At 40.7% G+C, this 26,656-nt stretch carries 21 protein-coding genes, 1 rRNA gene and 2 pseudogenes; 17 read left to right on the plus strand and 7 right to left on the minus strand.

Annotated elements, in window-relative coordinates; all coding sequences use genetic code 11:
• The first annotated feature begins 143 nt into the window (after window positions 1-143).
• From rrf to VP97_RS21335, 3 genes are all read left to right on the plus strand, one after another.
• Window positions 144-259 (plus strand): 5S ribosomal RNA (gene rrf, locus VP97_RS21325).
• Window positions 260-625: 366 nt separating this feature from the next.
• Window positions 626-889, plus strand: coding sequence for a DUF1292 domain-containing protein (locus VP97_RS21330; RefSeq protein ID WP_050184180.1), 264 nt, complete (start codon window positions 626-628; stop codon window positions 887-889).
• Between the two features lie 316 nt (window positions 890-1,205).
• On the plus strand, window positions 1,206-1,892 hold the full coding sequence (locus VP97_RS21335; protein WP_050184181.1) for an LbetaH domain-containing protein: 687 nt from the start codon (window positions 1,206-1,208) through the stop codon (window positions 1,890-1,892).
• Between the two features lie 660 nt (window positions 1,893-2,552).
• On the opposite strand, the gene VP97_RS21340 is transcribed toward VP97_RS21335, so the two are convergent.
• Window positions 2,553-3,473, minus strand: a complete 921-nt coding sequence (locus VP97_RS21340) for a S66 peptidase family protein (RefSeq protein ID WP_050184182.1) — start codon at window positions 3,471-3,473, stop codon at window positions 2,553-2,555.
• A 685-nt stretch (window positions 3,474-4,158) separates the two neighbouring features.
• On the opposite strand from VP97_RS21340, the gene VP97_RS21350 reads away from it, so the two are divergent.
• The 4 genes from VP97_RS21350 to VP97_RS21365 all read left to right on the plus strand — a co-directional run bounded on the left by VP97_RS21350 (window position 4,159) and on the right by VP97_RS21365 (window position 7,570).
• On the plus strand, window positions 4,159-4,953 hold the full coding sequence (locus tag VP97_RS21350; protein ID WP_050184184.1) for an SDR family NAD(P)-dependent oxidoreductase: 795 nt from the start codon (window positions 4,159-4,161) through the stop codon (window positions 4,951-4,953).
• 247 nt (window positions 4,954-5,200) lie between these two features.
• Entirely contained in the window at window positions 5,201-5,521 is a 321-nt protein-coding gene (locus VP97_RS24380; RefSeq protein ID WP_216594941.1) for a hypothetical protein, read from the plus strand.
• Window positions 5,522-5,760: 239 nt separating this feature from the next.
• Window positions 5,761-6,066: a YunC family protein gene (locus VP97_RS21360; RefSeq protein WP_050184186.1), complete on the plus strand. Its 306-nt coding sequence runs from the start codon at window positions 5,761-5,763 to the stop codon at window positions 6,064-6,066.
• A 679-nt stretch (window positions 6,067-6,745) separates the two neighbouring features.
• Window positions 6,746-7,570 carry an aldo/keto reductase gene (locus tag VP97_RS21365; protein WP_050184187.1) on the plus strand — a complete coding sequence of 275 codons (825 nt, stop codon included), beginning with the start codon at window positions 6,746-6,748 and terminating at the stop codon, window positions 7,568-7,570.
• 95 nt (window positions 7,571-7,665) lie between these two features.
• Here the strand turns inward: VP97_RS21365 and VP97_RS21370 are convergent, their stop codons facing one another.
• Window positions 7,666-8,517, minus strand: coding sequence for a DegV family protein (locus tag VP97_RS21370; protein WP_050184188.1), 852 nt, complete (start codon window positions 8,515-8,517; stop codon window positions 7,666-7,668).
• A 494-nt stretch (window positions 8,518-9,011) separates the two neighbouring features.
• Here VP97_RS21370 and VP97_RS21375 point away from each other — a divergent pair, with 494 nt between their 5' ends.
• Together VP97_RS21375 and VP97_RS21380 are read left to right on the plus strand one after the other, a co-directional pair.
• Window positions 9,012-11,078 (plus strand): beta-galactosidase GanA, encoded by a 2,067-nt coding sequence (locus VP97_RS21375; RefSeq protein WP_050184189.1) that lies wholly within the window; start codon window positions 9,012-9,014, stop codon window positions 11,076-11,078.
• Between the two features lie 363 nt (window positions 11,079-11,441).
• Window positions 11,442-11,759 carry an IDEAL domain-containing protein gene (locus tag VP97_RS21380; RefSeq protein ID WP_050184190.1) on the plus strand — a complete coding sequence of 106 codons (318 nt, stop codon included), beginning with the start codon at window positions 11,442-11,444 and terminating at the stop codon, window positions 11,757-11,759.
• A gap of 450 nt (window positions 11,760-12,209) precedes the next feature.
• Here VP97_RS21380 and VP97_RS21385 read toward each other — a convergent pair whose 3' ends face one another.
• The gene (locus tag VP97_RS21385) at window positions 12,210-12,932 is read right to left on the minus strand and encodes a type 1 glutamine amidotransferase (RefSeq protein ID WP_050184191.1); all 723 of its coding nucleotides are present in this window, start codon (window positions 12,930-12,932) and stop codon (window positions 12,210-12,212) included.
• 620 nt (window positions 12,933-13,552) lie between these two features.
• Here VP97_RS21385 and VP97_RS21390 point away from each other — a divergent pair.
• Window positions 13,553-15,610 (plus strand): PAS domain S-box protein, encoded by a 2,058-nt coding sequence (locus VP97_RS21390; RefSeq protein WP_050184192.1) that lies wholly within the window; start codon window positions 13,553-13,555, stop codon window positions 15,608-15,610.
• A 161-nt stretch (window positions 15,611-15,771) separates the two neighbouring features.
• Here VP97_RS21390 and VP97_RS21395 read toward each other — a convergent pair whose 3' ends face one another.
• Entirely contained in the window at window positions 15,772-17,520 is a 1,749-nt protein-coding gene (locus VP97_RS21395; protein ID WP_050184193.1) for a SulP family inorganic anion transporter, read from the minus strand.
• A gap of 1,286 nt (window positions 17,521-18,806) precedes the next feature.
• On the opposite strand from VP97_RS21395, the gene VP97_RS21400 reads away from it, so the two are divergent.
• The 7 genes and pseudogenes from VP97_RS21400 to VP97_RS21425 all read left to right on the plus strand — a co-directional run bounded on the left by VP97_RS21400 (window position 18,807) and on the right by VP97_RS21425 (window position 23,830).
• Window positions 18,807-19,496 (plus strand): MgtC/SapB family protein, encoded by a 690-nt coding sequence (locus VP97_RS21400; protein ID WP_050184194.1) that lies wholly within the window; start codon window positions 18,807-18,809, stop codon window positions 19,494-19,496.
• A 162-nt stretch (window positions 19,497-19,658) separates the two neighbouring features.
• The gene (locus VP97_RS21405) at window positions 19,659-19,832 is read left to right on the plus strand and encodes a hypothetical protein (protein ID WP_050184195.1); all 174 of its coding nucleotides are present in this window, start codon (window positions 19,659-19,661) and stop codon (window positions 19,830-19,832) included.
• 323 nt (window positions 19,833-20,155) lie between these two features.
• Window positions 20,156-20,778 (plus strand): annotated as a pseudogene (locus VP97_RS21410) (nitroreductase family protein).
• A gap of 68 nt (window positions 20,779-20,846) precedes the next feature.
• Window positions 20,847-21,785, plus strand: a complete 939-nt coding sequence (locus VP97_RS21415; RefSeq protein WP_050184196.1) for a ring-cleaving dioxygenase — start codon at window positions 20,847-20,849, stop codon at window positions 21,783-21,785.
• A 21-nt stretch (window positions 21,786-21,806) separates the two neighbouring features.
• Entirely contained in the window at window positions 21,807-22,415 is a 609-nt protein-coding gene (locus tag VP97_RS21420; RefSeq protein WP_050184197.1) for a flavin reductase family protein, read from the plus strand.
• A 72-nt stretch (window positions 22,416-22,487) separates the two neighbouring features.
• Window positions 22,488-22,591: pseudogene (locus VP97_RS24605) on the plus strand (VOC family protein); the annotation flags it as partial.
• 255 nt (window positions 22,592-22,846) lie between these two features.
• Window positions 22,847-23,830, plus strand: coding sequence for a ring-cleaving dioxygenase (locus tag VP97_RS21425; protein WP_050184198.1), 984 nt, complete (start codon window positions 22,847-22,849; stop codon window positions 23,828-23,830).
• A gap of 70 nt (window positions 23,831-23,900) precedes the next feature.
• Here VP97_RS21425 and VP97_RS21430 read toward each other — a convergent pair whose 3' ends face one another.
• The 3 genes from VP97_RS21430 to VP97_RS21440 all read right to left on the minus strand — a co-directional run.
• A complete protein-coding gene (locus VP97_RS21430) occupies window positions 23,901-25,196 on the minus strand; it encodes a four-carbon acid sugar kinase family protein (RefSeq protein ID WP_050184199.1) in 1,296 nt (431 codons plus the stop codon).
• Between the two features lie 79 nt (window positions 25,197-25,275).
• On the minus strand, window positions 25,276-25,938 hold the full coding sequence (locus VP97_RS21435) for a class II aldolase/adducin family protein (protein WP_050184200.1): 663 nt from the start codon (window positions 25,936-25,938) through the stop codon (window positions 25,276-25,278).
• 289 nt (window positions 25,939-26,227) lie between these two features.
• Window positions 26,228-26,656 (minus strand): isocitrate/isopropylmalate family dehydrogenase (locus VP97_RS21440; protein ID WP_245629957.1); only part of this gene is annotated, 429 nt, incomplete at its 5' end.

Here is a 26,656-nt window from a genome sequence, read left to right on the forward strand (position 1 = left end):
GGTTCGAGGTGGAAGTGCGGCGACGCATGGAGCTGACGAATACTAATCGATCGAGGACTTAATCAAGATTAACAATGGCACGGTATGCCGTTACTTTACAGAGATTATCCAGTTTTGAAGGAACAATTTTGTTCCATACATAGTCTGGTGGCTACAGCGAAGAGGTCACACCCGTTCCCATCCCGAACACGGCCGTTAAGCTCTTCAGCGCCGATGGTAGTTGGGGGTTTCCCCCTGTGAGAGCAGGACGCCGCCAGGCAAAAGCAGAGAGGACAGCGGAAGCTGTCCTCTTTTTTGTATAAAAAAATTTTATTTAAAAGAAGGGCTTGTTTCTTGAGAAATTGATGTACAATATTTTTTCGTATAAATAAATATTGGCTGGCAGCATGCTCAGACATTGTGTTCCTTTTTTATAAGCTTGTTCTAATCAAAAGTAAAAGTTAATCCTTTTTTAATGCCTTTGCATAAGAAAAAAGAATGATCTTGCCAGTCCATTGAGTGCATTTAACCAGGTGTCAGCTGCCGAATATAGGAATTTTTAAAGAGCCATTTCTTCATTTAAATGATAAAATATTGGGCAAAATATTTTAAGATATGGTTTGAAAAAGTCAGGGGAGGAGTTAACATGGAGAAAATTGAAACAGGAGAAATCATTACAATGATTGATGATAATGGCTACACACAGGATATGGAAGTACTGGGCACATTAACTCTTGAGGGAAAAGAATATGCAGCTGTAGGATATGCAGAAGAACTTCAAAAAAAATCTGATGAAGAGATCGAGGTTTTCTTTTTACGAGTCGATGATGAGGAGCAGTTATCCATTATCGAGAACAATGGGGAATTAGAGAAGGTAACTGCTGCTTTTAATGAAGCCGAAGAAAAGTAATGGATGAATAAAGAAAGGAAAACAATTGTTTTCCTTTCTTTATTTATAATTGCGAGCGATCCCGTGTGTCATTCATGGTAAATCAGAGAGGAAAAAAGAGGAATATCATTGTGAGGATAGAAGATTATTCACTAAAAATAACGATTAAACCGGTTGAAAAGCAGAATACCCGCCTGTGATTAAATTAAAAAATGTTATGCAAAAAAAGAGTATTAAAAATTTAGTTTATCGGCAATAAACAGACACTGTAGCTGTACTGTATTTTATTTCTTCTACATATTCTATCTGAAAATGAAGTTCTCAAGGAGATGATTGTTTGAACGAAAAAAGTGAATCAACGCCATTTCCTCACTACCACACTTCTTGTGTTCAACCATTTATTGCACCCAACCCAATCACTTCTTTTAATCCCAGTCAACATTTTCCGACCATTGATCAAACAGCATTTATTAGCCCTTTTTCTAGCGTTATAGGGAATGTTTTCATAAGAAATCATGTTTATGTTGCCCCCACCGTAAGCATACGGGCAGATGAGGGAGCCCCATTTTATATTGGCTCTAAAACCAATCTTCAAGATGGTGTAATTTTGCATGGTTTATTAAACAAACGTTTTTCTGTAGGCAAAATGGGTTATTCGATATTTATTGGAAATGAGGTTACCCTGGCTCATGGTACACTTGTTCATGGTCCCTGCTACATCGGAAACAATGTATTTGTTGGGTTTAAATCAATTGTCTATGATGCCATTGTAGAAAAAGAGGCATTTATTTCCTATAATGCGGTTGTTACAAACGGTGTACGTATTGCACAGAATAAATTTGTACCGCCGGGCGCTCATATTGATACTCAGGAAAAAGCCAATGCGCTTTCGACGGTTCCCAAAAATAGTCAAGAGTTCGCCACAGAAGTGCAGCGTGTGAATCAAGAATTTCCTTCTTCCTATCATCTTTTATTTGGAAAACGTCGTTGCTCCTGTGGACTTGCATATAATGATCGTCTGTAATGAGACCTCTAACAGCAAAATGAACCTAAATAAAAAGAAGCCTTTTTAAAGAGAACATCCAAAAACTTACGTTCCGAAATCCTTACTTTTTTCAAACAATATAGACAACCTTCTGTTTAAAATTGAACAGAAAGCTGTCTATTTCTTTTTATGTATATCCGGAAAAAGAGGATCAGGGCCGAATTATTGTCCATGATGGCCGGAAAAAAAGAATCCGGCCATTACACCAGCTTTTCTAGCCATTATTTGTATTTTTCGGCCCAAACAAAGAGGCTGTCATGCTTTACCTCGTCACAAACATTTGTGTATAGTACCGTGTGTAAACTCCAACACCAATTTCTTTAAAATTTGGATTTAAAATATGGCGCTGGTGTCCGGGGCTGTATGGTAAAAATAGTTCCGGGCGTGCACATCCTTCGATTTCGTCCACGCCACAAAGCTGGTGTCATTGGCCAGTTTTACAGCGACCATACCTCGCCCGCTCCTCGTTTACAAGCTGTCCAATCGCTTTTTCAGTTGTATTTTTTTGAAGGATTTTTTTAGCTGCAGACTACATTTAAATTCGTACGCAGTCTTTTCGTATCATCGCAAGAACTTAATGAAGTTCTCTTCGCGAAAATTAAAATAAAATGGTCTTATTGATAAGAATTTGTACATTGATCAGGTTACGGCTGCTTCTAATAATGTGATTGTATTGTCAATCGTGTTTAAATTCACCCTGGTGCCGATTGGAATGGCCGCTTTGTAAAATCCATGTCCTGAAGCCAGGTTGGTCATTAGCGGTTTTCCGAGTGGCACGATAAATTCATTGATCAAATCATTATAGGATTTGCCATAGGCATTAGGACAATTCGTACATTCACCCATAATGATGCCAGCACAATCCTCAAATTTTCCAGCAATTCGCATATGATCGATATAACGATAAACAGTATTAATGGGTTCGTGTGTTTCTTCAATCAAAAGAATCTTTCCGGCAGTGCTGATTTCATATGGCGTACCAAGTGTCCCGATAAGCGATGTTAAATTTCCTCCAACAAGTGGACCGCTGACGTTCCCCTGCACTCTGCCAGTAAGCGGCACGCCCGGAGGATTCAGGATTGGGCGAGGTGCAGTGATAGAAGAAGTGACGGTAAAAAACTGCTCAAAGTTGTAAGCAGGCGTCTGAGGTCTAAAGTCGATAAGAAGCAAGCTGTGGAATGAAGTGAGATCGCAAAACTGATATAAAACATTCAACAAAATAGTAATATCACTATAACCGCTAACGATTTTGGGGTTTTGGGCGATGAGCTGGTAATCAAGAAACGGCAAGATGCTTTCCACACCAACGCCACCTCGTACTGGCAAAATCATTTTTACTTGTGTGTTCGTAAACATAGACATCAAGTCTTCCGCGCGTTGTAGTGCTGTTCCTCCAAGAAATCCGTTTTGTGCATATACATACTTGCCTAAGACAACCTGCAGTCCCATTCCTTGTAAAAACGCAATGCTGGCATTGATAATGGCCGGGTCAACAGGACTACCTAAGGTAACGATACCTACTGTATCCCCTCGCTGCAGCATTTTTGGTTTAATGGACATCCTTTCACCTCCCTTTGGTTTACACCTTTATAGGTTATGAAAGGAAAGCAGAGAATATTTAACGATTTAGAAAGGCTGGTTTATCGTTTAAAAGAGAACGGATGAGGCAGTAACAGCTATTATAGCACTCCATCCGATATTGTTCTTTTGTGTTAGATACGATGCGGCCAACCCGATCTTTTGATTTTTTATTCAATCGTTCTTTTATTGGGCTCTTTTTCTTTTAAACTATGGTTTTAGCCGTTTCCATTTATCCTCATTTTGAATATTTAATAGTAAGGAATAATTTATAAAAAGGAGAATGAAGAGATGTGTTCATGCTGCGATTGCAAAGGACAACATAGTTTTGAAGATAGGGACGAGCGAGTTCTACGTACATTAGAAGAAATAGAGAGATTAAACGAAGAGCGTCAAAAGGGGTTAATCTATGTTGATAGGATTGCCCGGCATGGCGGTTGTATCACGATCCGTTTTTGTATGGGATTAGATGCGGTACGGTAAATAAATACAAATTGAAGCCCTATTTTAGCTGATTAAGATAGGGTTTTATTGTTTTTAGGTGACTGCTTATAATCATTCAAGCACCTTGCAGACAAAGAGATGGTAGCAAACCAGAGATGGTGCATATTTTGCTTTGATCAGGGAAATATTCCTTTAGATTCATAGAAAATAAGGAGGCAAAATCATGGCTATTTTTTCTGAAAAAGCTTTGAGCGGTATGCATGTATTAATTACGGGGGCATCGGGAGATATTGGGTCTGAAACGGCGAAAGTTGCTGCTTCGATGGGGGCCGTCGTTTCTCTTACTGGAAGAAGCGAGGAAAAACTCGCACAGCTTGCGGCTGACTTAACATCTAGAGGAGCGTCTGTCCAATACGTGAAAGCAGACATTTCAAGCCGAGAAGAACGGGCACAGCTGATACAAGCCTGCGAAAAAGAATTTGGTTTTATTTCGGGACTTGTAAATTGTGCTGGTATATCCGGAGGAGAGGTGCTCGACGAACTGGAGGAAGACTTCATATCCAACATGCTCAATGTGAATGTTACATCCGCTATGATGCTGACGAAGCTCATTTATCCAGAGATGAAAAAGGGGGGCTTTGGGCGAGTTGTAAATGTTTCTTCTTTGTCCGGTATTCGTGGTACCCGCGGAAACAGTGCTTATGCCGCAAGCAAATTTGCACTTAGAGGCTTTACACAGTCACTTGCCGTAGAAGGAGCCCCGCATGGCATAACGGTAAATGCAGTGTGTCCGGGATATGTAGATACGAAAATGGGCCGGAATGGAATCAAAAGAAGAGCAGAAGAAAAAGGACAAACGTTTGAGCAACAGTATAAAGAAGTGGTGGAGGGGCTTCCATCAGGCAGGATTACTACACCCATAGAGGTTGCTAATACAATCGGTTTTTTATTAACTGATGCGGCTCCAAACCTTACAGGTGAATCCATTTTACTGTCGGGCGGAAGTGTAATGAAATAAGCAGCGAAAAATCTAAGGATAGGGGCTTATAAACGTACAAATTCAATTTGGTCTGTCGTAATTGTTCATCGATTAAACAGCGGGGTATCAATTTTATTGACAGCAGTTTTAACATAATGGTGATTTAAAGGCTATAATGAAAAACTCCGGTAAAGCATTTAATAAAAAAGTACAAAAATTCTTTTCTTAGCTAAAAGCCCAAACCAGATGACATCTTTTTGAATAATGTAAGGAGAAAGTCAAATGGATGGAGGGTTTTATGTTGGAAGATCAAAATGTATATCCTGAAGAGTTTTCTTCACATGAACAGGGAGAGTTTGACGAAGCATTAGAAGTGCAGCGGTCGTATTATTATCCAAGACCACGGCCACGGCAGCCGTATTATCCGTATTTTCCATTCTTCCCGTATTTTCCATACTATCCATATCCACGATACCCACGCTATCCGCGCCATCCTTATTATCCTGGACCTGGCTATGGCGGAGGCTATGATTACGACAGAGGATACTCAGATGACTATCGTGACGGTAGAGACGACTACGATAGAGATCGATCAGGCAGATATTAACGAAAGCAAGATTTCAGTAAAATAGTTTAGCAAGATGCACCCTAATCGTCGGACAGTGTCTAAACGATTAGGGTGCAGTTTACATGTATAAAGAAAAGCTTGCATATGAAGCACAGTCACTTCAGATATAGTAAGTAGCTGCATCCATATACAAAGACAGCATGATGATTGGGCAAAACAACTGCACACCTTTCTTTCTTCTCTATAACATATAGGTAGGAAGGAGTGTCAAAAATATCATGATAAATATGTATCCAGTTAACATTGAGGGGAAACAGTTTACGGCTATTACCATTAATTTCCCAAAAACGTACTTTTCAGCTGTAACGAATGAAAAAGGATATATCATGTGTGGAGCTCTGGATGTAGAAATACTCAACAAGAAAAAAGACCGCGGCATTATTGCTGGCCGTGCATTGGGTGTCACAACCATTGAACAGTTACTGGAGGCGCCATTAGAGTCTGTTACAGACGAAGCCAAAAAGCTTGGTATTACAGTAGGGACAAAAGGTAAAGATGCATTGCTTATGATGGCTGGTGAGTAATCCCGCGAATGTAAAGTAGATTTTCGTTCATCAATCAAAACACCCGCTTTAACTGCTATATAAATGAGCTGTACAGTACGCAGCATTTAAAAAATCCGTGTAAAGTCGTATAGAAATTTCTTAAGAGAATTGTCGAGGTTTTTGCCAGCTAAACGGATTAAAATATGATAGTTATGAAAGAAAAGAACATGGCCAATGTCCGTGTTCTTTTCTGTTTTATTATCAGTACAGAGAAGGCACGGAACCCGGGGTGTCTGGATAGGTACACCTCAAATGTACCAGATGAAAAAATGCCTATTCGAACGGTTTCCGATTTCTCATATGTTTTGGGAAGAGCTAAAAAGAATGAGTGAGACTGGTTAGACGTAAAGGCTATAACTAAATGAAAGGATGAAAAAGTATAAAAAGTTCATTTACATACAGACCCAATTAAAACTTTCTTGCAAAAAGAAACTATAAAATAGTTAGTAACTTTTGTTTTTGTGATTACATTAATTATATTTCAGTAATTGAAATACAAAAAAAGAAAGCGTATACTTTTTAAAATTACTACTTTAAAGCAATGCGTCGAGTTGTCCTTGAGTACAGTTTAATAGTGAATCACTGTTTGTCCATATTTCTGCCAAACAATTTTTAAGAAAGCATATCTGTATATTCATTGTAAAAGGGGACATGTGATATGAACTTTGTTACATTAAACAACGGATTAAAAATGCCGCAGCTTGGATTTGGTGTTTGGAAAGTGCCGGATGAGGAAGCCTCGTCTGCTGTTGGACAAGCACTTGAAACAGGCTACACTTTAATTGACACAGCGATGGTTTATAAAAATGAACATGGTGTGGGACAAGCGGTTAATCAATCATCGATTCCACGTGAAAAGCTGTTTATTACCACAAAAGTATGGAATGGCGACCAGGGCTACGATAATACATTGCGGGCCTATGATGAAAGTCTGGCAAGATTGGGCCTGGACTATATTGATTTGTATTTGATTCACTGGCCAACGCCAAAATTTGATGATTATATTGATACGTATAAAGCAATGGAAAAGATTTACCGTGATGGGCGGGTCAAAGCAATTGGTGTGTGCAACTTTGAAATTGAACATCTGGAGCGTATTTTAACAGAGTGTGATGTAAAACCTGTATTAAACCAGGTTGAATGTCATCCGTACCTTGTTCAACAGGATTTAAAAGAGTTCTGTGCAAAACACGATATTTTCATTGAGGCATGGAGTCCTCTCGACCAGGGTGGAGAAGTGCTGAAGGACAACGTCATTGAAAGAATAGCAGCAGCCCATAGTAAAACACCGGCTCAGGTTGTGCTGCGCTGGCACTTGCAAAACAACACTATTGTCATTCCGAAATCTGTGACTCCATCCAGAATAAAAGAAAATTTTAATGTATTCGATTTTGAGCTGAGAGCGGAGGAAATGAAAGAAATTACTGGATTAAACCGTAATCGGCGCAATGGGTCTCATCCGAATGAAATGAATAAAAGGTGAGTATAGAACAGGTTGCAGAAGAATTCTGGGCAGAGTCAAGATTCTTTACCCACCACCTAAAAACTATCTAATTATCATGAGTCTAAGAAAAAAGGTTATTTCTCTAATCCGGCAATTCCGAAGGCACCAGGGCCGCCATGAGTGGAAATAACAGCACCGGCTTCAATCCAGGTTATCTGTTTGAAGCCTGCTTCTGCAGCAATTTCACTCATTCTCTTTTTAATGCTGTCATCAAGCCCAATTGAATAAAGAAAATACAGCTGTTCTTTATCGATACTGTACTTATTTAAATAATCATACATCATTTTTTCAGTAACGCGATTCATGCTGCCGCGGTATTTTTTTGTCGAGACAAGCCTGCCATCAACTAATTCAATGAGCGGCTTAATTTTCAACAAAGATCCACTGATGTAAGCGGCATTTGAAACGCGGCCGCCGGCTCTTAAAAAATCAAGACTTCCCGGAACAAATGCAAGGCGCGACCGGGGAACTTGTGATTCAATTTTTTCAACCAAGTGATTAGGGTCCACAGCGGGCTCTGCTTTCAGCAGGGTAACCGCATACATCACAATGGCCATTAGTCCCCCGGAAACATTTAAAGCATCAATCAGAAAAATATCATCAAATTCTTTTGCAGCAATTACTGCGTTTTGAAAAGAAGAAGAGGCACGTGACGTGTAGCCAATGTGAATGATGATACAGCCAGGAAAATCGGCTTTAATTTTTGTGAAAAAATCATGATATTCATTGGAATTAGTAGAGGTAGTAGAAGGTATTTTCTTGGTGCGTTCATAGTAGTCGTAAATATTCCTGACAGGTATGGAGCCATCTAAGTAATCTTTTCCATCCATAATGACGTGCATCGGAACAACCTGGACACCATGCTTTTCGGCTAAATCGACTGGTAAATCTGCTCCGCTTTCAGTCGAAAAAATAACTCTTCTCATCGTATCGCTCCTTTTCCGTAAACCGGCTGTATTTGTATGTTCCCTTTAATTTGTTTAACTATACCATATTATGAAAAGAGCAGGTGGTTAATAGAAAGCATATTAAAACCAGATCGGTCATATGTTTCTTCATTTAAAAATAAAATATCGTTAATTCTATTGCAAGCAGCGCATTCACGATACTCTCAGGCCAAACGCTTCATTTAGCGATCTCTTGTTTTTTGACTAAATCACCGATACTCTCTAGTGTAAGCGAATTCATATTTAAACAGAATAGTTTTTGATCGCTAAAGGTCAATCAATACAGATCGTTTCTTTGCTTAAAACCTATTACCTTATTATTTCTCAGGAAAAGCTTTCCCAGGCCGTTTCGCTTAATCTACGAGCTGATTAAAATTTATTTAAGCAGGCAGCACGAGCTATTGATGAAGTTTTAACTGGAGCCAAAGGAAGATCAAAACAAAACGATTACATAAAGGGGCAAGCAGGTGCATATGTCACATTTAAAGAAAACCTATACGACAGAAGCAAAATTTATGCTGCATGGGGGCGACTACAATCCTGATCAGTGGCTGGACCGCCCCGATATTTTAGCTGATGATATTACGTTCATGCAACTTGCTAATACAAATACGTTTTCTCTTGGTATTTTTGCCTGGAGCACCCTGGAGCCGGAGGAAGGAGTTTATCAATTTGATTGGCTGGATAAAGTGATCAATGATATTCATCAAATTGACGGCCGGGTTATCCTAGCCACACCAAGCGGAGCACGTCCTGCCTGGATGTCACAAAAATACCCTGACGTGCTGCGGGTCAATGCCTCAAGGGTAAAACAGCTGCATGGCGCTCGTCACAACCATTGTTTTACATCAGAAGTATACCGTGAACAAACACAAAAGATGAATCGCCTGCTGGCGGAACGATATGGCAGCCATCCTGCTCTTTTAATGTGGCATATTTCAAATGAATATGGCGGGGAGTGCCACTGTGAAAACTGCCAAAATGCTTTTAGAAGCTGGCTGAAAGAAAAATATAATCATGATATTAAACAATTAAATGATGCATGGTGGGGGCCGTTTTGGAGTCACACATTCAATGACTGGTCTCAAGTAGAGTCTCCCTCACCTATAGGGGAAAATGCTGTTCACGGCTTGAATTTAGATTGGCGTCGATTTGTAACGGATCAAACTATTTCTTTCTTTGAAAATGAAATTGTTCCGTTAAAAGATCTGACGCCTAATATTCCAATCACCACAAACTTTATGGCGGAGACACATGATTTGATTCCTTTCCAAAGTCTTGATTACAGTAAATTTGCTCAACATTTAGATGTAATTAGCTGGGATGCTTATCCTGCCTGGCATAACGATTGGGAAAGCACGGCAGATCTAGCAATGAAAGTCGGCTTTATTAATGATTTGTACAGAAGTTTGAAACAACAGCCTTTTTTATTAATGGAATCTACGCCAAGTGCCGTAAACTGGCACAACGTTAATAAAGCGAAACGTCCGGGAATGCATTTACTTTCCTCTATGCAAATGGTTGCACATGGATCAGACAGTATCTTGTATTTTCAATGGAGAAAATCGCGCGGCTCATCAGAAAAGTTTCATGGAGCTGTCGTGGATCACGATAACAGTACCCATAACCGCGTTTTCCAGGAAGTGGCTGAAGTCGGTACAACACTGCAGCAGCTTTCTGATGTTGTTGGAACAAACCGTCCAGCTGATGTCGCTATTCTGTATGATTGGGAAAACAACTGGGCGTTAAACGATGCACAGGGTTTTGGTCGGGCGACAAAATGCTATCCCCAAACGCTGCAGCAGCACTACCGCACATTCTGGGAACGGGATATTCCTGTAGATGTCATTACGAAAGAACAAGATTTTTCTTCCTATAAGCTATTGATCATACCGATGCTATATTTGGTCAGCGAAGAAACGATTTCACGGCTGAAATCCTTTGTGGCCGGCGGAGGTACCCTGGTGATGACATATATAAGCGGGATTGTAAATGAATATGACTTAACATATATGGGTGGGTGGCATCAAGATTTACAGGAGATATTTGGAATCAAGCCGCTTGAAACCGATACGCTGTATCCAAGCGATAGAAATCGGGTGAATTATAGAGGCCAAATATATGAACTGAAAGATTATGCAACGGTGATCGAAAATCAGTCAGCCCGGACAGAAGGCTTCTATCAGGAAGATTTTTATGCGCAAACCCCGGCCGTAACAAGCAGCCAATATAAACAGGGAAAAGCGTATTATATTGGAGCGCGGTTACAAGATGATTTTCATCGTGACTTTTACCAAACATTGATCGATGAGCTATCACTTGCCCCTGCTTTTGTTGTTCAGCATGGAAGGGGCGTATCCGTACAGGTTCGCCAGGCGGAAGAAAAAAATTATATTTTCCTCATGAATTTTACAGAAGAGGAGCAGCAGGTGACGCTTAAAGCTGCCGTGAAAGATATGGCGACCGAAGAAGAGCTAAAAGGGAATATAACACTGGCAAAATATGAAGTGAAAATAGTTGAAAAAAGAAAAGTTCATTAACTTTAGACAGCATCCACTTTAAGCGTAAAGACGCAGGAGTGGATGTCTTTTCACGTTGTAAGAAAGTAAAAGTATACTAATTGTAAGTGATTACCAGGAGGCGGCAGATTTTATCAAAAGAAAGAAGAAAAGTAAGCGGCGCAGGGAGAACATTACTTGCTTCTGCTAGAGAAACCAATAGAAGTTTACGTACGGACACCTACACTCAGCAGGGAATGAAATTATAATTTTCAAGCAGTAACTAACCGAAAAGGATGTTAAAAAAACAGCGTGGATACAGCCCATGCTGTTTTTTTATATAAATCAGTGGTTAAAAACCGTACGTAAAGTAGATAATAAGAAAACAAAAAGGAGGAATGAAAAATGTTGAGAAAAGAGCCGTTCATCGTTGGTCATTGGGTCGAAGGAGAGACATGGGACAAACAAAGAATCTGCGGTTACGTAGTAAAGGTAGGAAAACCTGAAGATATTATGAAAGTATACGTTGTCGACTCGGACAATAAAGATCTAAATGGAAGAATGATTCATGTTTTATCCAAATCACTTCATCAAGTACTAGGGCATGCACCAGCTGAGGCGGCAATTGAACAGCTGGTAGACCTGGCGCTTTTAACAAAAGACCAGGAATGGTTTGCACAATTGTCAAAGCAGCTTTGCGAATTGAGAATGCAATATTCATAGCTGTATCTACTTTTTTCTGTATAAAGATGACTTTAACAAGGAGAAACGATGCAGATTATGAATAAAAAAGAGCTGATAGTGACAAGTATTTGTCCTATATAAAAAGCGTCCACTTTACACAGTTAAACTGCTAAAGTGGATGCTTTTCTTATCGAAAGAAGATAAATAACAGCTTTTTTGAAAAAACGGCTTGTGCGGGGCATCGTTTTCTAATGGGAGACGATAGTTGAAGCCGGCTGGACTTCGCGTTCCGCGAGCAGTGCGGCAGCTTCCTCGGCTCTGCCGACTCACTGTACTTCCCGCAGAAGTCTTCGTCCGTCCGGCTTCACCAGGTGGCTTCTGAACAAAAGCAGCAAACGAACCCTCTAGCCCAACTCTTTTGGGATAGACAGAAAAGAGAAAAATACTTTGTCTACACTCTGAAGTATCCTATAAGGACGTTTATTTCATTTAAGAGGAAAGAGACAAAGCCTCGCTTTCTACGCTTGCTTCGATGTTATGAAGCACGGAAAACAAAAATTGTTTGGAAGCACGGCAGTTTTGCCGGGAGGACAGCATTGCATCTGGAGATTGAATAAATGGACCTTCTTTTAAGGAAGAGTGCAGGTGTTTTGCAATGTATTGTACGCTGTCAGGCGTGAATTCAGGATGAAACTGAAGGCCAAGCACCCGGTTGTTTATTGAAAACATCTGCCGTGTACAAGCCATGCTGCCAGCTAAAAGAACAGCTTTATCCGGCAATTCAAACGTATCCTGATGAAATTGAAAGAAGGATTCAGGTATTGCGGCTTCTCTTAGAAATGGATGCTTCCGGGCATGAGGGTGAAAAGCGACAGGCCACCAGCCTGCTTCGCTATACGTATGCTGTCGCACGTCCGCACCGAGTGCAGAGGCAATCAACTGAGCGCCCAGACAAATACCAAGCACATGTTTATCACTTTCAATCACATTTTTCAGCCATTGTTTTTCTGTTTTCAGCCAGGGATACTGATTTTCATCATATACAGACATTACTCCGCCAAGCAATATGACGAGATCAAATTCGGAAGGGTCGGGAAGAAGTTCTCCTTTATGCAGTCGTGTGGATGTAACCAGCTGACCGGTTTCTTGCAGCCACTCCTGAATAAATCCCCGGCCAAGCAAATCCATATGTTCAATAATGTGTACTCTCACAGCCCTCACCTCTTTTGTTTTCTTTTATTATAAAAACATTAATCCTATAAATGGGAAGAACGGTTAGGTTTTCTGACAATATTCATGTTTAACATGGAGGTATTCCATATAAAACAAGATAGATTATGGATCGAAGGTATACGGTTAAGCAGCTATTTAAACGATTAAGGTTTATCTTTCATAGAGGTGAGTATGATCGTAAAAGAGATACATGAAGGAAAGCCCTGGTTAAAGATTGAAGGGCTTGAAAGTACTTCAGATATTGCCCACCTATTCTGCTTTTCCACCATTCGTTCAGATTGGACGGATGCATTAGGTCTTGGGAGAAGATAGGTCCAGTGGAAATCCTGATGTTGCAAAGAGAAGTCGCTATGACTCTATTTCAGAGATAAAAATAGAGCGCTATTATATAAAGCAATCTTATGAAAAAATTTACTGAAATGATGAATATTTTCATACTTTGATGCATAAACCTTATAAACTAAGTATATACGTTAAAGTGATTGGAAATTTATTTATTCTATCAAGTTGTATATAAAAACAAAGCATGAGAGATGTTTTTGAACGTATTACATAGCAAATCTTCTAGAGTAAGATTGTCAAAAGGAGTAATGGTCGAAATGAATGAAAAAACAATTTCTTTACATACCCCCCATCCTGAAATTTATTCCCACCTTCTTAATCAAACATCGGATGTGGCAATGGTGCTTTTTGTTGAGAATGACACATCTTTTCGCTTTACCTTCATAAACGACAGAGCAGTAGAGTTGTTTGGCTGGCAATGCGAGGAGATTTGCGGAATGCTGCTTAATGAAGTATGGCCAGGAGATACACTAGATATAATACTAAACCGCTGTGTGAAAGCGTTAACCAACCAAAATAGCTTACTTTTTCAAGAGACTATCTGCCTGGCGCAAAACATTGTTGCCGGGCGAATGAGCTTTAGTCCTCTGTTTAATAAAGAAAACAAATGCAATCATATCTTAATAGTAATTCAAGATATAAAGAAACAAATAACTCAAAGCAATCATTTAGAGCTGGAATATTCTTTTTTTGAAGCATTTTTTTCTCAATCCGTGGATCCGATTTCATTATGGAATGTAAAAGGAGATCTTTTGAAAGTAAACCCTGCTTTTGAAAAAGTATTCGGCTGGGGGAAGGAAGAATTCAAAAGGTATATAACCCTACAAGCAAGCGGATTTGTTCCTGCAGATAAGAAAGAAGAAGCTATTGATTTTTTTCAGCAAATGCTTCAAGGCAAGACGGTTTCTCATTACCAAACGCAGCGGCAGCATAAGGATGGGCGACTGCTCGATGTGGCTATTACTTACCTGCCCATTAAAAATAAAGAAGGAAAAGTAACAGCAGGGGCTATCAGCTTTTATGATATTTCTGAAACGAAGAAACTTGAAAGAGAATTAAGAGAAATAAAAGAACAGCTGGAGCTTGTTTGGGAAAATACAGCAGACGCAATAGACGTGTTTACACTTGAAGGAAGGCTATTGCACATTAATCCTGCGTTTACCTCTCTATTTGGCTGGACAAAAGAAGATACAAAAGGGGAAAAACCTGCCATTATTTTTACACCGCCTCATTTAAAGAAAGAGCTCCAGCAAATGCGTGGCCAACTGCGAAGAGGGCAATCGATTGTTGGTTTAGAGACCTTGAGACAAAAAAAGGATGGCCGTATGCTTGAGGTGCTGGCCACTTATAACCCGCTTAAAAACGAATCAGGAGAAGTTTGGGCTGTAATAGGAGTATACAAAGATATTAGCAAATTAAAGCAGGTACAGGCGGAATTAAGAGATAGTGAAGAGCGGTACCGCTTAATTGCTGAACATTCTTATGATATGATCAAAGTCATTGACTCGAACGGAATAATCACGTATGCTTCTCCCTCACACCAAAAAATACTTGGTTTTAAGCCGGATGAATTAATTGGAAAACGTCTTTTTGACACCATTCATAAAAAAGATGTGGAGCAGATAAAGCAGCAATTTGCTGTTTCGAGCATAGAAAAGCGTGTTTGCCAGATACAGTTTCGCCAGTATTTGAAGAATGGCTCATGGATCTGGGTAGAAGTTACTGTGACACCACTTTGCAGCAAAGAGGGCTACGTTCAGCACTATACAGTAGCAGCCCGGGATATCACGCAGAAAAAGCAGGACGAAGAAGAGTTGCGGAACTATGCGTCTTTTGATTCGTTGACAGGCTTATACAATAGAAGGATCTTTACCGAGCTTATCGATAAAGCCATCATAGACTCAAGGAGTTCCGGTCGTACTTTTGCCGTTATGTACATGGATATCGATAAATTTAAGACCATTAACGATTCGCATGGACACGAAATAGGAGATGAGCTATTAAAACAGTTTGCTAAAAGGCTGAAGGCAGCAACCCGAAAAAGTGATGTGCTGGCTCGCATGGGTGGAGATGAATTTACGATTATTCTCTCCGATATCTGTAGCTTTAAAGAAGTGATAGAAGCTGCAGAACGGATCCAGCAGAAACTTCGATTCCCCTATTGGATTCAGGGACATACATTTTCGGCGACATCAAGCAGCGGCATCGCTTTTTACCCAGATCATGGAGAGGACATGCAAACGCTGCTCCGACACGCAGACAGGGCTCTTTATAAAGCGAAAGAAAATCGAAATATGTATTGCCTCTACAAATAAGTTTAAAAGGGATAGCAGGACAACCTTTATTTTCTTATTAAAAAAGTTTAAATGGTAATCGATAGGAAGGTTTATCATAATAAAATGAAATAGTGGAGTTATCCGGAAATTAAAAAAGCTGCTACGCTAATCTGAGCGGGGCAGCTTTTTTAATGAAAGAATTATGTGACAGCCAGCCCTTTTCGAGTTTGCTTTGCTTGCACTGCCTGTTGTGTAGAAAGTCTAGTACACTCTTTAAAAGCATGCTGGCTGCACCCAAGGCAAGTTCCTTTGTGTAACTGGGTTAAAGCATAATTTAAAGCCTGTCCAGTTCTTGTAAAAAAGAACTTTTCGCCAACATGTTCATGAAATCCAGTACTCCAGAGCAGTTCCTTTGGCTGCCGTTTTAAACCGGATAAAAGCAACTGTCCATCTTGTTCCTTCATTTGATTGGCAATAGAAACAAGGAGTGCTTCACCCGATGTATCAATAAAAGACACTTTACTCATACGGAGCAGCAGCACCTTTGGCTTTGAATGCAAAATATGGGCAACTGATTCTTCAAACGTTTCGGTTGAGCCGAAAAATAGCGGTCCTTCAATCGTATACATACTGATTTGCGGGCAGTTATTGTCCTGCGCGACCATTTCTGGTTTTACCAGTTCATCCTCTGGATCTGGCAGTACCTTGGAAACGGATAGACCTTTGCTCATTTTTATTACAAAAACGAGTAGTGCTAGCAGTAATCCAGCCCCGACGCCTGTTGTTAAATCAGTGAACACTGTTAACAGGAATGTTGCCACAAGCACAATGGAATCTCCGCTTTTTGTTTTCAGCACATGTCGGAATTCTTTTCGCTCGCTCATGTTCCAGGCGACAAACATTAAAATCGGTGCCATGCTGGCCATTGGAATATGGGAAGCGTAAGGAGCGAGTAGCAGCAGAACCAGCAACACAATAAGCCCGTGAATAATACCAGACAAAGGTGACGCGGCTCCATTTTTAATATTTGTGGCAGTTCTGGCAATAGCGCCTGTAGCAGGAATGCCGCCAAATAAAGGTGTCACCATATTCGCAATTCCCTGTCCAACAAGTTCCTTGTTGCTCTGGTGCTTTTCTTTACTCATATTATCAGCCACTACAGCAGATAATAGAGACTCAACGCCGCCCAGGGCTGCAATGATCAATGCAGCAGGCAACAGCATCACAATTGTTTCCCAGGTGACGGCAGGAAACTGAAATTCTGGCAGCCCGCTTGGAATGGTTCCGAAGGCAGTGCCGATCGTGTCTACCTGACCACGAAAAAAGAAAAAAGCAATCACACTGGAAACGAGTAGACCAAACAAAGGTCCTGGTATTTTAGGAAAGTACTTTGTTATTAAAATGATGGTTCCAAGGCATATAAGCGAGATAAGCACGCTGATCGGATTTACGGCTCCAATGTGCAAAAACACTTCCATCATATTTAAATGGAACTCTTCGTGTTTTTTAATGTTACGCAAACCGAGAAAGTTAGCAATCTGTCCGGAAAAAATAATAACGGCGATTCCAGCTGTAAACCCGATTGTAACAGGACGCGGCATGAATTTAATAAACCTTCCGGCTTTGAACAGCCCGGCTAAGAGAAGCATAACCCCTGCCATAAATCCTGCAATTAACAGATTTTCATATCCATATTGAGAAACAACCGCGAAAAGAATGGGAACGAAGGCTCCAGTTGGACCGGCAATCTGAAATTTAGATCCTCCTAAAAGGGACACCAAAATTCCAGCGATGATTGTTGTATATAATCCGTACTCAGGCCTCACTCCAGAAGCAATCGCAAAAGCCATTGCCAGGGGGATGGCAACAACCCCTACGACTAGACCAGCCAGTAGATCCCTTTGAAACTTGCTGATGTTGTACCCTTCAAATCTTTTTAAAGCGATCATATCCTCATCCTTTCTGTTTCCATGATATTCTTGAAAATGTATATAAATCCATTTTAATGATTATTTGTAAAGATACTGTTAAAACAGCATTACTAACTCTAGGTATATATCTTGATTATTTGTAATATCCGGTAAATGATGACAAATATCAAAAGTGGGAAAAGAGAAAGGGTTTAGAAAATAAAAAATAAAATTTAATGAACAAAATATAGTGCCTATATTTAATTAAAAAGAGAATTAGTTATTAAATTTCTGTATTTCCTTTGCAGAAAATCGGGGTTTTAAATAGCAAGAATATATACAAGAGAAAATTTAAAAGTGCCTAGTTATTCTCGCTGTTATTCAGCTTGTCTTTTTATAGAACGAAAAGCAGCAGTTTTTCATCAGCGGGGCAGATCGACAGGTTTCCTGGACGAGCCAGATATGGATGGTATTTACGGAAAGAAGAAATCCAGGCATTTTTAAACTGTCTGTTAACGGCCGACAAAGCTGTTGATAAGGCTTATACTATTATTATATGGAAGCTCTTCTACTTTCAGGAAAAAACCATTGAGCAAATGAAAGTGTATTGGGGCGGTAGGCTAGAGGACTGAGCGGCTACCTTCTGGGAGCTGTATGTCCTCAACAACTAAAACTTCTCTCCGCATGGCAGTCATTTAATCAACAGCTATTGTCATGCATGAAGCTGTACACCAACATATTTGATTCGAAAATATGGGCTTTAAAAAAACAGGGCAGATACTTTTTAAAAATAACTGCTTTTTCTTATTTGCAGAATTTATATACTTACGTCACAGGGAATAGAGTAGTTGTTTTAAATATTGTGCATAACTAAGGCTGTTTTAAACAGATTATAAGTGGAATTCTTGATAGACATAAGTAAGGTAAAAACGGTTTTTTCTACAAACTTAATTGATGGGAGATTTTACATGAATATTTGATGGAGTCCGGGGATAAGGTCATAGGAAAAAAATTTCATTGTGTTAAAGCCATCGTTGGATTACTATAGATCAAGCAGTTCAAGGAACGAGTACAACGGGGAAGATTACCCTTTTTCACCATACGTACTTATAGTACTTTGCTGTTTTTTTGTTAAGAGCGCAGAAGTATTTTTGTTTAGACTCCCTGGCAAAATAAAATGCAAAAACCAACGAAAAAGTAAGCAAGGTCTCGCATAAATATTAGCGTGGAGATTTACATTCAGCCTATGAAGGGGTATAGGAACGTAATACTGAAAAGCCTCCCGTAAGTTAAAACAAAAATAAAAGGACAGAAGAGGAGCGCATATGGACTGGGATATAGAATTATGGATGATTGGAAAAATCGCGTTTGCTGCTTTTTTGGGCCTCTTGCTCGGTATTGAGCGGGAATTTAAGCGTAAGCCTGTAGGTGTTAAAACATCTATTGTAATTGCCGCTGCCGCCTGCCTGCTTACGATTGTGTCCATTGAATCAAGCTTTCGTTATGCAGAAGCAGCCATCCGGCCAATGGATCCGCTGCGTCTTGCAGCTCAAATTATTTCAGGTATTGGTTTTATTGGGGCTGGCGTAATTCTCCGCCGAAGCAATGAAATGATTTCAGGCCTAACGACAGCTGCTATTGTCTGGGCGTCAGCCGCAACAGGAATCGCCGTGGGTGCCGGATTTTATATAGAAGCTGTGGTGATGATACTGCTTGTTATTGTAGCAGTGGAAATCATACCATTTTTGATGAAGCTGTTTGGTCCAAAAACACTGCTCATGAAGCCGATATACGTAAAAATTAAGGTGAAAGATAGTGTGAATTTAACAGACCTATTGAAAAGCATTAAACAAACCGGGTTGAATGTAAAAAATCTGCGACTCAAAGATTTAGAAGGCGACTGTAAAAACATGTATCTAGAAGCGGAAGTGGAAAAACGACGGTATACCACGGACGTCTATGAAAGCATCCGGAGCATTGAAGGGGTAATATCTGCTGAAGTACAGGGGACATAACGTCCTCGTGCTTCAGCTTTTTTGATAAAAAGCAGCTAGAAAACAGCTGCTCGCTAATCTCAATAGTAAAAAAACGTGACTTACTTACATAAATCCTTGGTTAACTGGGCGCAATTAAGGTGGGTGTAAACACATCCACTAACTACGATGTGGAGGGATTCCATGAATGTTCGTGAAGGCTTAATTCCAACTATTCTGGGTTCGGCTGTTACGGCTACTGGATATGCCCTAAGACAAAGACATGCGACGAATAAAACTATTGCAAACACTGTTTTTGGTTTTGGACTAGCCCACATAGTATTAGATGCCATTGACCTCGTAGAGCATCGTCGCTAGTTTAAAGGCAGGCACAAATTTGTGTCTGCCTTTTTACTTTTAAAGAAAAAGGAGTATGACATAAAAGCGGCTTAGCTGGCAAGCTTGAGGAGCAGAAAGAAATATAAAAAATCTTTCAGCACAATCAGTTGACAGACCGAAAAGAATCAGGTATATTTGTCTTGAATTCAAGATAATTTATTTTGAAATGGTAGCTACTTAAAAAAGAAAGCAGAATCTTTTAAAGAAGTTCTTGCTCTTACCCAGCTTGAAAACAGAAGATTTATCATTTTTTTACGTCAATATCTCGAATTCGAGATATTTGTTCAAGGGGGAATATAAAAATGACTGAATTCACTCAGCTGGTAGAAGAACGGTGCTCAGCGGGCAATTTCCTGGCTGATACACTCCATTACCAAAAACGAACTAAATGACACCTTCTCGCTCGTCAAATTGGGACCATCGACTTTTAATCTGCAGCATACGAAATATATCACCGTAATGGCTCCAGACCTGAAGGAAAAGATAAGAACGGCTGGCCTACGAACAATATAAAGTATTAATCGCTTCAGCCGTTATTATAGTTGTGGGAGGCAAAGGCGCATTTAAGCAGGCGGCACAAATTTACGAAGGTTTAAAAATGCTTGGAATTGTGAACAAGCAAGAATATGATTAAATGGTAGAAGATACCGTTTCCTTCTACCAATCAAGAGGACGAGAATTTCAGCGGGACGAAGCAATCCGGAATGCTTCTTTATTAGCTATGCTGTTTATGCTGGCGGCAAAAGAAAAAGGCTAGGATACGTGCTCCATGATTGGTTTTGACGCTGACGCAGTAAAGAAATTATTAAATATAGGGGATCAAGACGAGCCTGTCTTAATGATTACAATCGGAAAAGAAAAAGTAGAAAGCAGGAAGCCGCGCGGGTATCGAAAATCTGTCAGTGAATTTGTGACGTATTACTAAACCATTCATTAAAAAGTCTGGTGCACAGAATCCATTTATCGATTACATATAAAAAAGGAGCAGGTAAAATGAACAAACAAACAGCAGGCATTCACCATATTACCGCGATTGTCGGCCATCCACAGGAAAACGTTGATTTTTACGCGGGCGTGCTGGGACTGCGTCTCGTTAAACAAACCGTAAACTTTGATGATCCGGGAACGTACCACCTTTACTTTGGCAATGAAGGCGGAAAACCGGGAACCATTATTACATTTTTCCCTTGGGCAGGCGCCCGCCAGGGGACGATAGGAGATGGCCAGGTAGGGGTCACTTCTTATGTGGTTCCAAAAGGAGCGATCGCATTTTGGGAAGAACGGCTGGCGAAATTCAATGTGCTGGTTACCAAAATGGAGCGGTTTGGAGAGCAATACCTCGAATTCGACGACCCCCATGGACTTCATTTGGAAATTGTGGAGCGGGAGGAAGGTGAAAAGAATACATGGTCTTTTGGAGATATTACACCAGACACAGCCATTAAAGGATTTGGCGGGGCCACTTTATTATCAGCACAGCCGGATAAAACGGCTCACTTACTCGAACAGGTGATGGGACTAGAAAAAGTAAGTGAAGAAGGAGACTTCTTGCGTTTCGAGTCTTCAGCCGACATTGGAAATATCATTGATTTAAAACGAACGCCGATTGGCCGGGGAGAAATAGGCGTTGGCACTGTGCATCATATTGCCTGGCGCGCTGAAGACGATCAGGATCAACTGGAGTGGCAAAAACATGTGTCCGAAAACGGATATGGTGTGACGGCAGTACGGGATAGAAATTACTTTAACGCTATTTACTTCAGAGAGCGTGGCGAAATCCTGTTTGAGATTGCGACCGATCCTCCGGGGTTTGCACATGATGAATCATTTGAAACGATGGGAGAAAAGCTGATGTTACCGGAGCAATATGAACCTCGACGGCAACAAATTGAACGGGTACTGATCCCTTTCCAGGTAAGAGAACTCAATTAAATTCTGATTGGAGTGAGTGTTTTGCTTTCTATCGATCCATCTGCAAACACAGAAAGAGAAAATTACAAATTTCTAATAGGAAGTATTATCCCGAGGCCGATTGCTTTTGTAACGTCAATGTCAAAAGAAGGAACGCTGAACGGCGCCCCATTCAGTTATTTCAATATTGTTTCGTCCAACCCTCCGATGATTTCTTTAGCGATCCAGCGAAGTCAGGGAGAAAGAAAAGATACTGCCCGAAACATTATTGAGTCAAAAGAATTTGTTGTTCATATTGTAGATGAACAAAATGTAGAAAAAGTGAACGAAACGGCTGCTAGTCTTCCACCTGAAGTAAGTGAAATAGAACAGGCACAGCTGACGCCGGTGGAAAGCGTGAAAATTTCCGTTCCAGGCGTAAAGGAAGCGAAGATTCGAATGGAATGCCTGCTGGAGCAGTCATTAGAGCTAGGAGGCTCTGATGCTCCCGGTTGTGACCTGGTCATTGGAAAAGTCGTACAGTTTCACATTGCTGAGGATATTTATGAAAACGGCAGAATCAATCGGGGTGGATTGGAAGCTGTAAGCAGGCTGGCGGGAAACGATTATGCAAAAATCGGCGAAATCTTTACCATTGACCGCCCAAGCTGAAAAAGCAGAAGCCGGTAAAGAAACGGGGTGCACAGCGTGCAAAGAAAAGCAGGCATTCATCATATTGCCGCAATGGTGAATGATGTACAAAGAACGATGGATTTTATACAGAGGTGCTGGGGCTGCGGTTCGTAAAGAAAACAATCAACTTTGATCGTCCAGAAGTCTATCATCTAAACAGTCCAAAAGCTGTATCGTACAGGACATGGAGCGAATGAAGGAAATATTCACTAGATATAAACATATAAGGGAAAGGTATTTGAAGACTTGAAGCGGGATGAACGGTATACTGCTATCCAACTGATTGAACGAATTGTCTGCCGGGCACAGCCGCTTTAATGAATAATGGTTATGTAAAAAGAGAAAACCTCTTTTTAAAGTTTATATCTCGAATCGAAGATAATTGAACCTAATAGGCCGGGAGGAAAAAAATGAATCATTTAAAAGGCATTCACCACGTAACAGCTATTACAAGCAGTGCAGAAAAAAATTATGAATTCTTCACCTATGTACTGGGTATGCGGTTAGTCAAGAAAACGGTAAACCAGGATGATATTCAAACGTATCATTTGTTTTTTGCCGATGATAAGGGAAGCCCTGGAACCGACATGACGTTTTTTGATTTTCCTGGTATTCCAAAAGGCGTGCATGGTACAAATGAAATTGCAAAAACGTCTTTTCGGGTACCGACAGATGCGGCGCTTGATTATTGGGTGAAACGATTTGACCGCCTGAACGTAAAACATACAGGCATTAAAGAACAGTTTGGCAAAAAAACACTTTCATTTGTTGATTTCGATGATCAGCACTATCAGCTTGTTTCAGATGAGCATAATAAAGGAGTGGCTTCTGGCACGCCCTGGCAGAAGGGTCCAATCCCTTTAGAATTTGCGATTACAGGCTTGGGTCCTCTGTTTGTCCGCATTGCTGACTTTAAGTATTTTAAACAAATGATGGAGCAGGTGTTGTTATTTAAAGAAATAGCAGCCGAAGATTCACTGCATTTATTTGAGGTAGGAGAAGGCGGAAACGGAGCCCAAGTTGTTGTGGAGCATAACACGGTGCTGCCGCAGGCGCACCAGGGCTATGGCACTGTTCACCATGCAGCCTTCCGTGTAGAAGACAGGGCTGTGCTGGATGAATGGACGGGTCGTCTTGAAAGCTTTGGCTTCCAGACATCTGGTTACGTAGACCGTTATTTCTTCGAATCTCTTTATGCCCGTGTTGCACCGCAGATTTTATTTGAATTTGCGACGGATGGACCTGGATTTATGGGCGACGAGCCTTACGAAACAGTGGGCGAAAAGCTTTCATTGCCGCCATTTTTAGAGTCGAAACGTGAACAAATTGAAAAGCTCGTGCGGCCGATTGATACGGTAAGAAGCACCGTTGAATTTCAAAAAGAGTATGAGTAAATGAATACAAAATGAACAGCCCAGTCAGTCATACATCTGATTGGGCTGTTCATTTTAAAGCGTTCATTTATCACTTTTTCTGAAGAGTCAAGTCTTTTAAATGCTCCACTGCTTGGATCAGAAAATCCGGTTCACCAAAGCTGCCTGATTTCAACACAATCAGCATATCCCGCCCGAAAGCAAGTCCAGAAGGAACACCGGTTGCAATTTCGTTCAAAATAAAGTTTCCTTTAATGCCCAGCTTTCGGCTTATGGTACCAGACGTATCGCCGCCGGCAATGACGAGCCGTTTTACATCCAGTGCATCTACAGCCTGCACAGTAATATCTGCAAGGAGGGCGGACACCATTTTGCTGATAGTCAGAGGATCAATATGCTCTTCAAGCCCAAGATCTTTCGTTTGTTGAACGATTTCCGGGCTGTTATTTGCCATTAAAAGTACATCCTGGCCGCTTTTAAGTTTTTCAACTGTTTTCTTCAAAGCTTTTTCTAATTCTGCCTGACGCTCTTCAGCTGAGAAGATTGCTCGGGAATCAATCACGATAGAAGGGCATCCGGCCTGCACAAGCAGTGAGGTTTGCTCGCGTGTCTGCGGCGTTAAGCTTCCAGAGACAACTAAGACTCCGTTACCGTCTTTCATGTCCAGCGCCTGAAGCGGGCTTTCTAAGTCATCAGCGGGGAGAAATTTTGGAAGTTCTTCACCGAGAGCCGAGCTTCCGCATAACACTTTAATATCTTTTACAGCTTCCGCTACAATCGTTAAATCCGTTTGTGTTTCTGCATCAATAATACAGTAGTTGAACGCTTCTTTTTGTTTATCAATTTCCTTTTTTAAAATCTGTGCGCCTTGCCGGACCGTATCTAAATGAATAGCAGTCACTTTTCTGTCGGTTTGTTCCTGAAGAATAGAGACGAGGCTCGATTGATTCATTGGATGAACCGGGTCATTGGCAAATTCAGAGTCTTCTAATCGTTTTCCATGGACGGTATGAATACCATTTACTGTTTTGCGTCCGTTTTTAGGAAAGGAAAGAACGATCACGGCAAATTCTTCCTGTAAAGCATCAAGCATGGCGTCAAACTCTTTGCCGATATTACCACGGAACACAGAGCATGTTTTATTGAAAAATTGTGAACATGGCAGGTCTTTTAGCGCTTTAGTCGCCGCATATACCTTTTGATAACTAAGACCTGGAGCATCCAGGCGGCTGTCGGTATCTACAATTACTACATTGGCATCTTGCTGTAAATCCATTTTTTCACTAAACGCTACGACTTTAACTGTCCAGTCATTTTTACTGAACATAATCCCAATGTCATTTGCGCCGGTTGTATCATCGGCCACTACACCAATAAGGTTCCTCATATAAACCCTTCTTTCCTTGATAATATAAAATGTTAAAACGCTTTTGAGGAATGTTAGCCAGCCTTCATGTAAAGTTCCTTTATCCTTTTGAAAAAGTAGGATTTATTTTTTTTCGTGGTTTGTAGCAAGAATCTTCTAGAAAGCTGGTTACTACCTGATCTGGAATCAAGGTTAGTTTGACTCCAGCTTCTTTTGCCTTTAACATCATACGGCAGGCCATTTCCAGCGTTTCTAACCGCATCAGTGCATCTTCAATTGTATCGTCGAAAACAACAACTCCATGATTCCGCATCATGATAATATTAGCGGACAATGCCTGTTCTGCAATGGCTTGGCCCAGCTCGGCTGTACCAGGATGAAAATAATCAGCATATGCGATATGTTCCAAGTAGTACATCGTCTCAATAAAAAGCTCTGAATGGATTTTTTCATTGCTGCAGGCAAAAAGAGTTGTGTAAAAAGGAGAAGAGTGCAGAATGGCCCGGGCATCCGGCCGGTTCGCATAAATACCGGAGTGCATAGGCGTTTCCTTCGAAGCTTTTCGCACTCCCCATTTTTCACCTGTTTGAATATTCCATTGAACAAAATCATCTTCAGTCAATTGAGCCATTTTAGTACCTGAAGCCGTGATCAACATGTGATCATTGTTCAAACGCATACTAAGATTGCCGGAAGTTCCCCAGGCCAGCTGGTGATCGATCAAATACTTACCTGCTTGAATCATTTCCTGTTTTGGATTCATATCTATTCTCCTCTTTGATTAAAGCGCTTTATAAATGCTTAATTCTAACCAGCTGATATACACCTGTTAACTCCTCTTTTTCTAATTGTTGTTTATGTAAAGAGAAAGAAAACGGACTTGCTCGTTTGTATTTATCGTAACAATCGATTTCCCGAAGAGGCGGGATTCTCCTCATATAGTTAATTGCCTTTATACTTTCTTTTTTTAAAATTTAAAATATCCATATTGGAAATCTCGGATTCCACAAAAGAGAGCTCTCTAACGTAGAATCCGAAAGAAGTAATGATAATTAACTTAAAACAGCTTGATTAATCCGCTCAGAAATGGCTTCCGCAAAGCCGGATGTTGATGCATTGCCGCCCAGATCTTTCGTTTTCACGCCTTCTTCAAGCGACTGGTACAATCCCTGTTCTACCAACTGTCCCATTTCCTTCAGCTTCGGATCATTATGGCGTTCCGCCAGCCAGTCCATCAGCATCACAGTAGACAGCATAATACCCGTCGGGTTGCCGATATTTTTCCCGGCAATATCCGGTGCAGAGCCATGTGCTGCTTGTGCCATCGCCAGGTTATCATTTGAATTGATAGAAGGTGCCAGGCCCAGGCTCCCTACAAGTTCACCTGCTAGGTCAGAAAGAATATCCCCATACATATTTTCCGTCACAATCACATCAAAATCGCTGGCACGGCGTACCAAGTGAGCCGCCATCGCGTCAAT

Source organism: Domibacillus robiginosus, from assembly GCF_000966195.1.
Classification (GTDB): Bacteria; Bacillota; Bacilli; order Bacillales; family Domibacillaceae; genus Domibacillus; species Domibacillus robiginosus.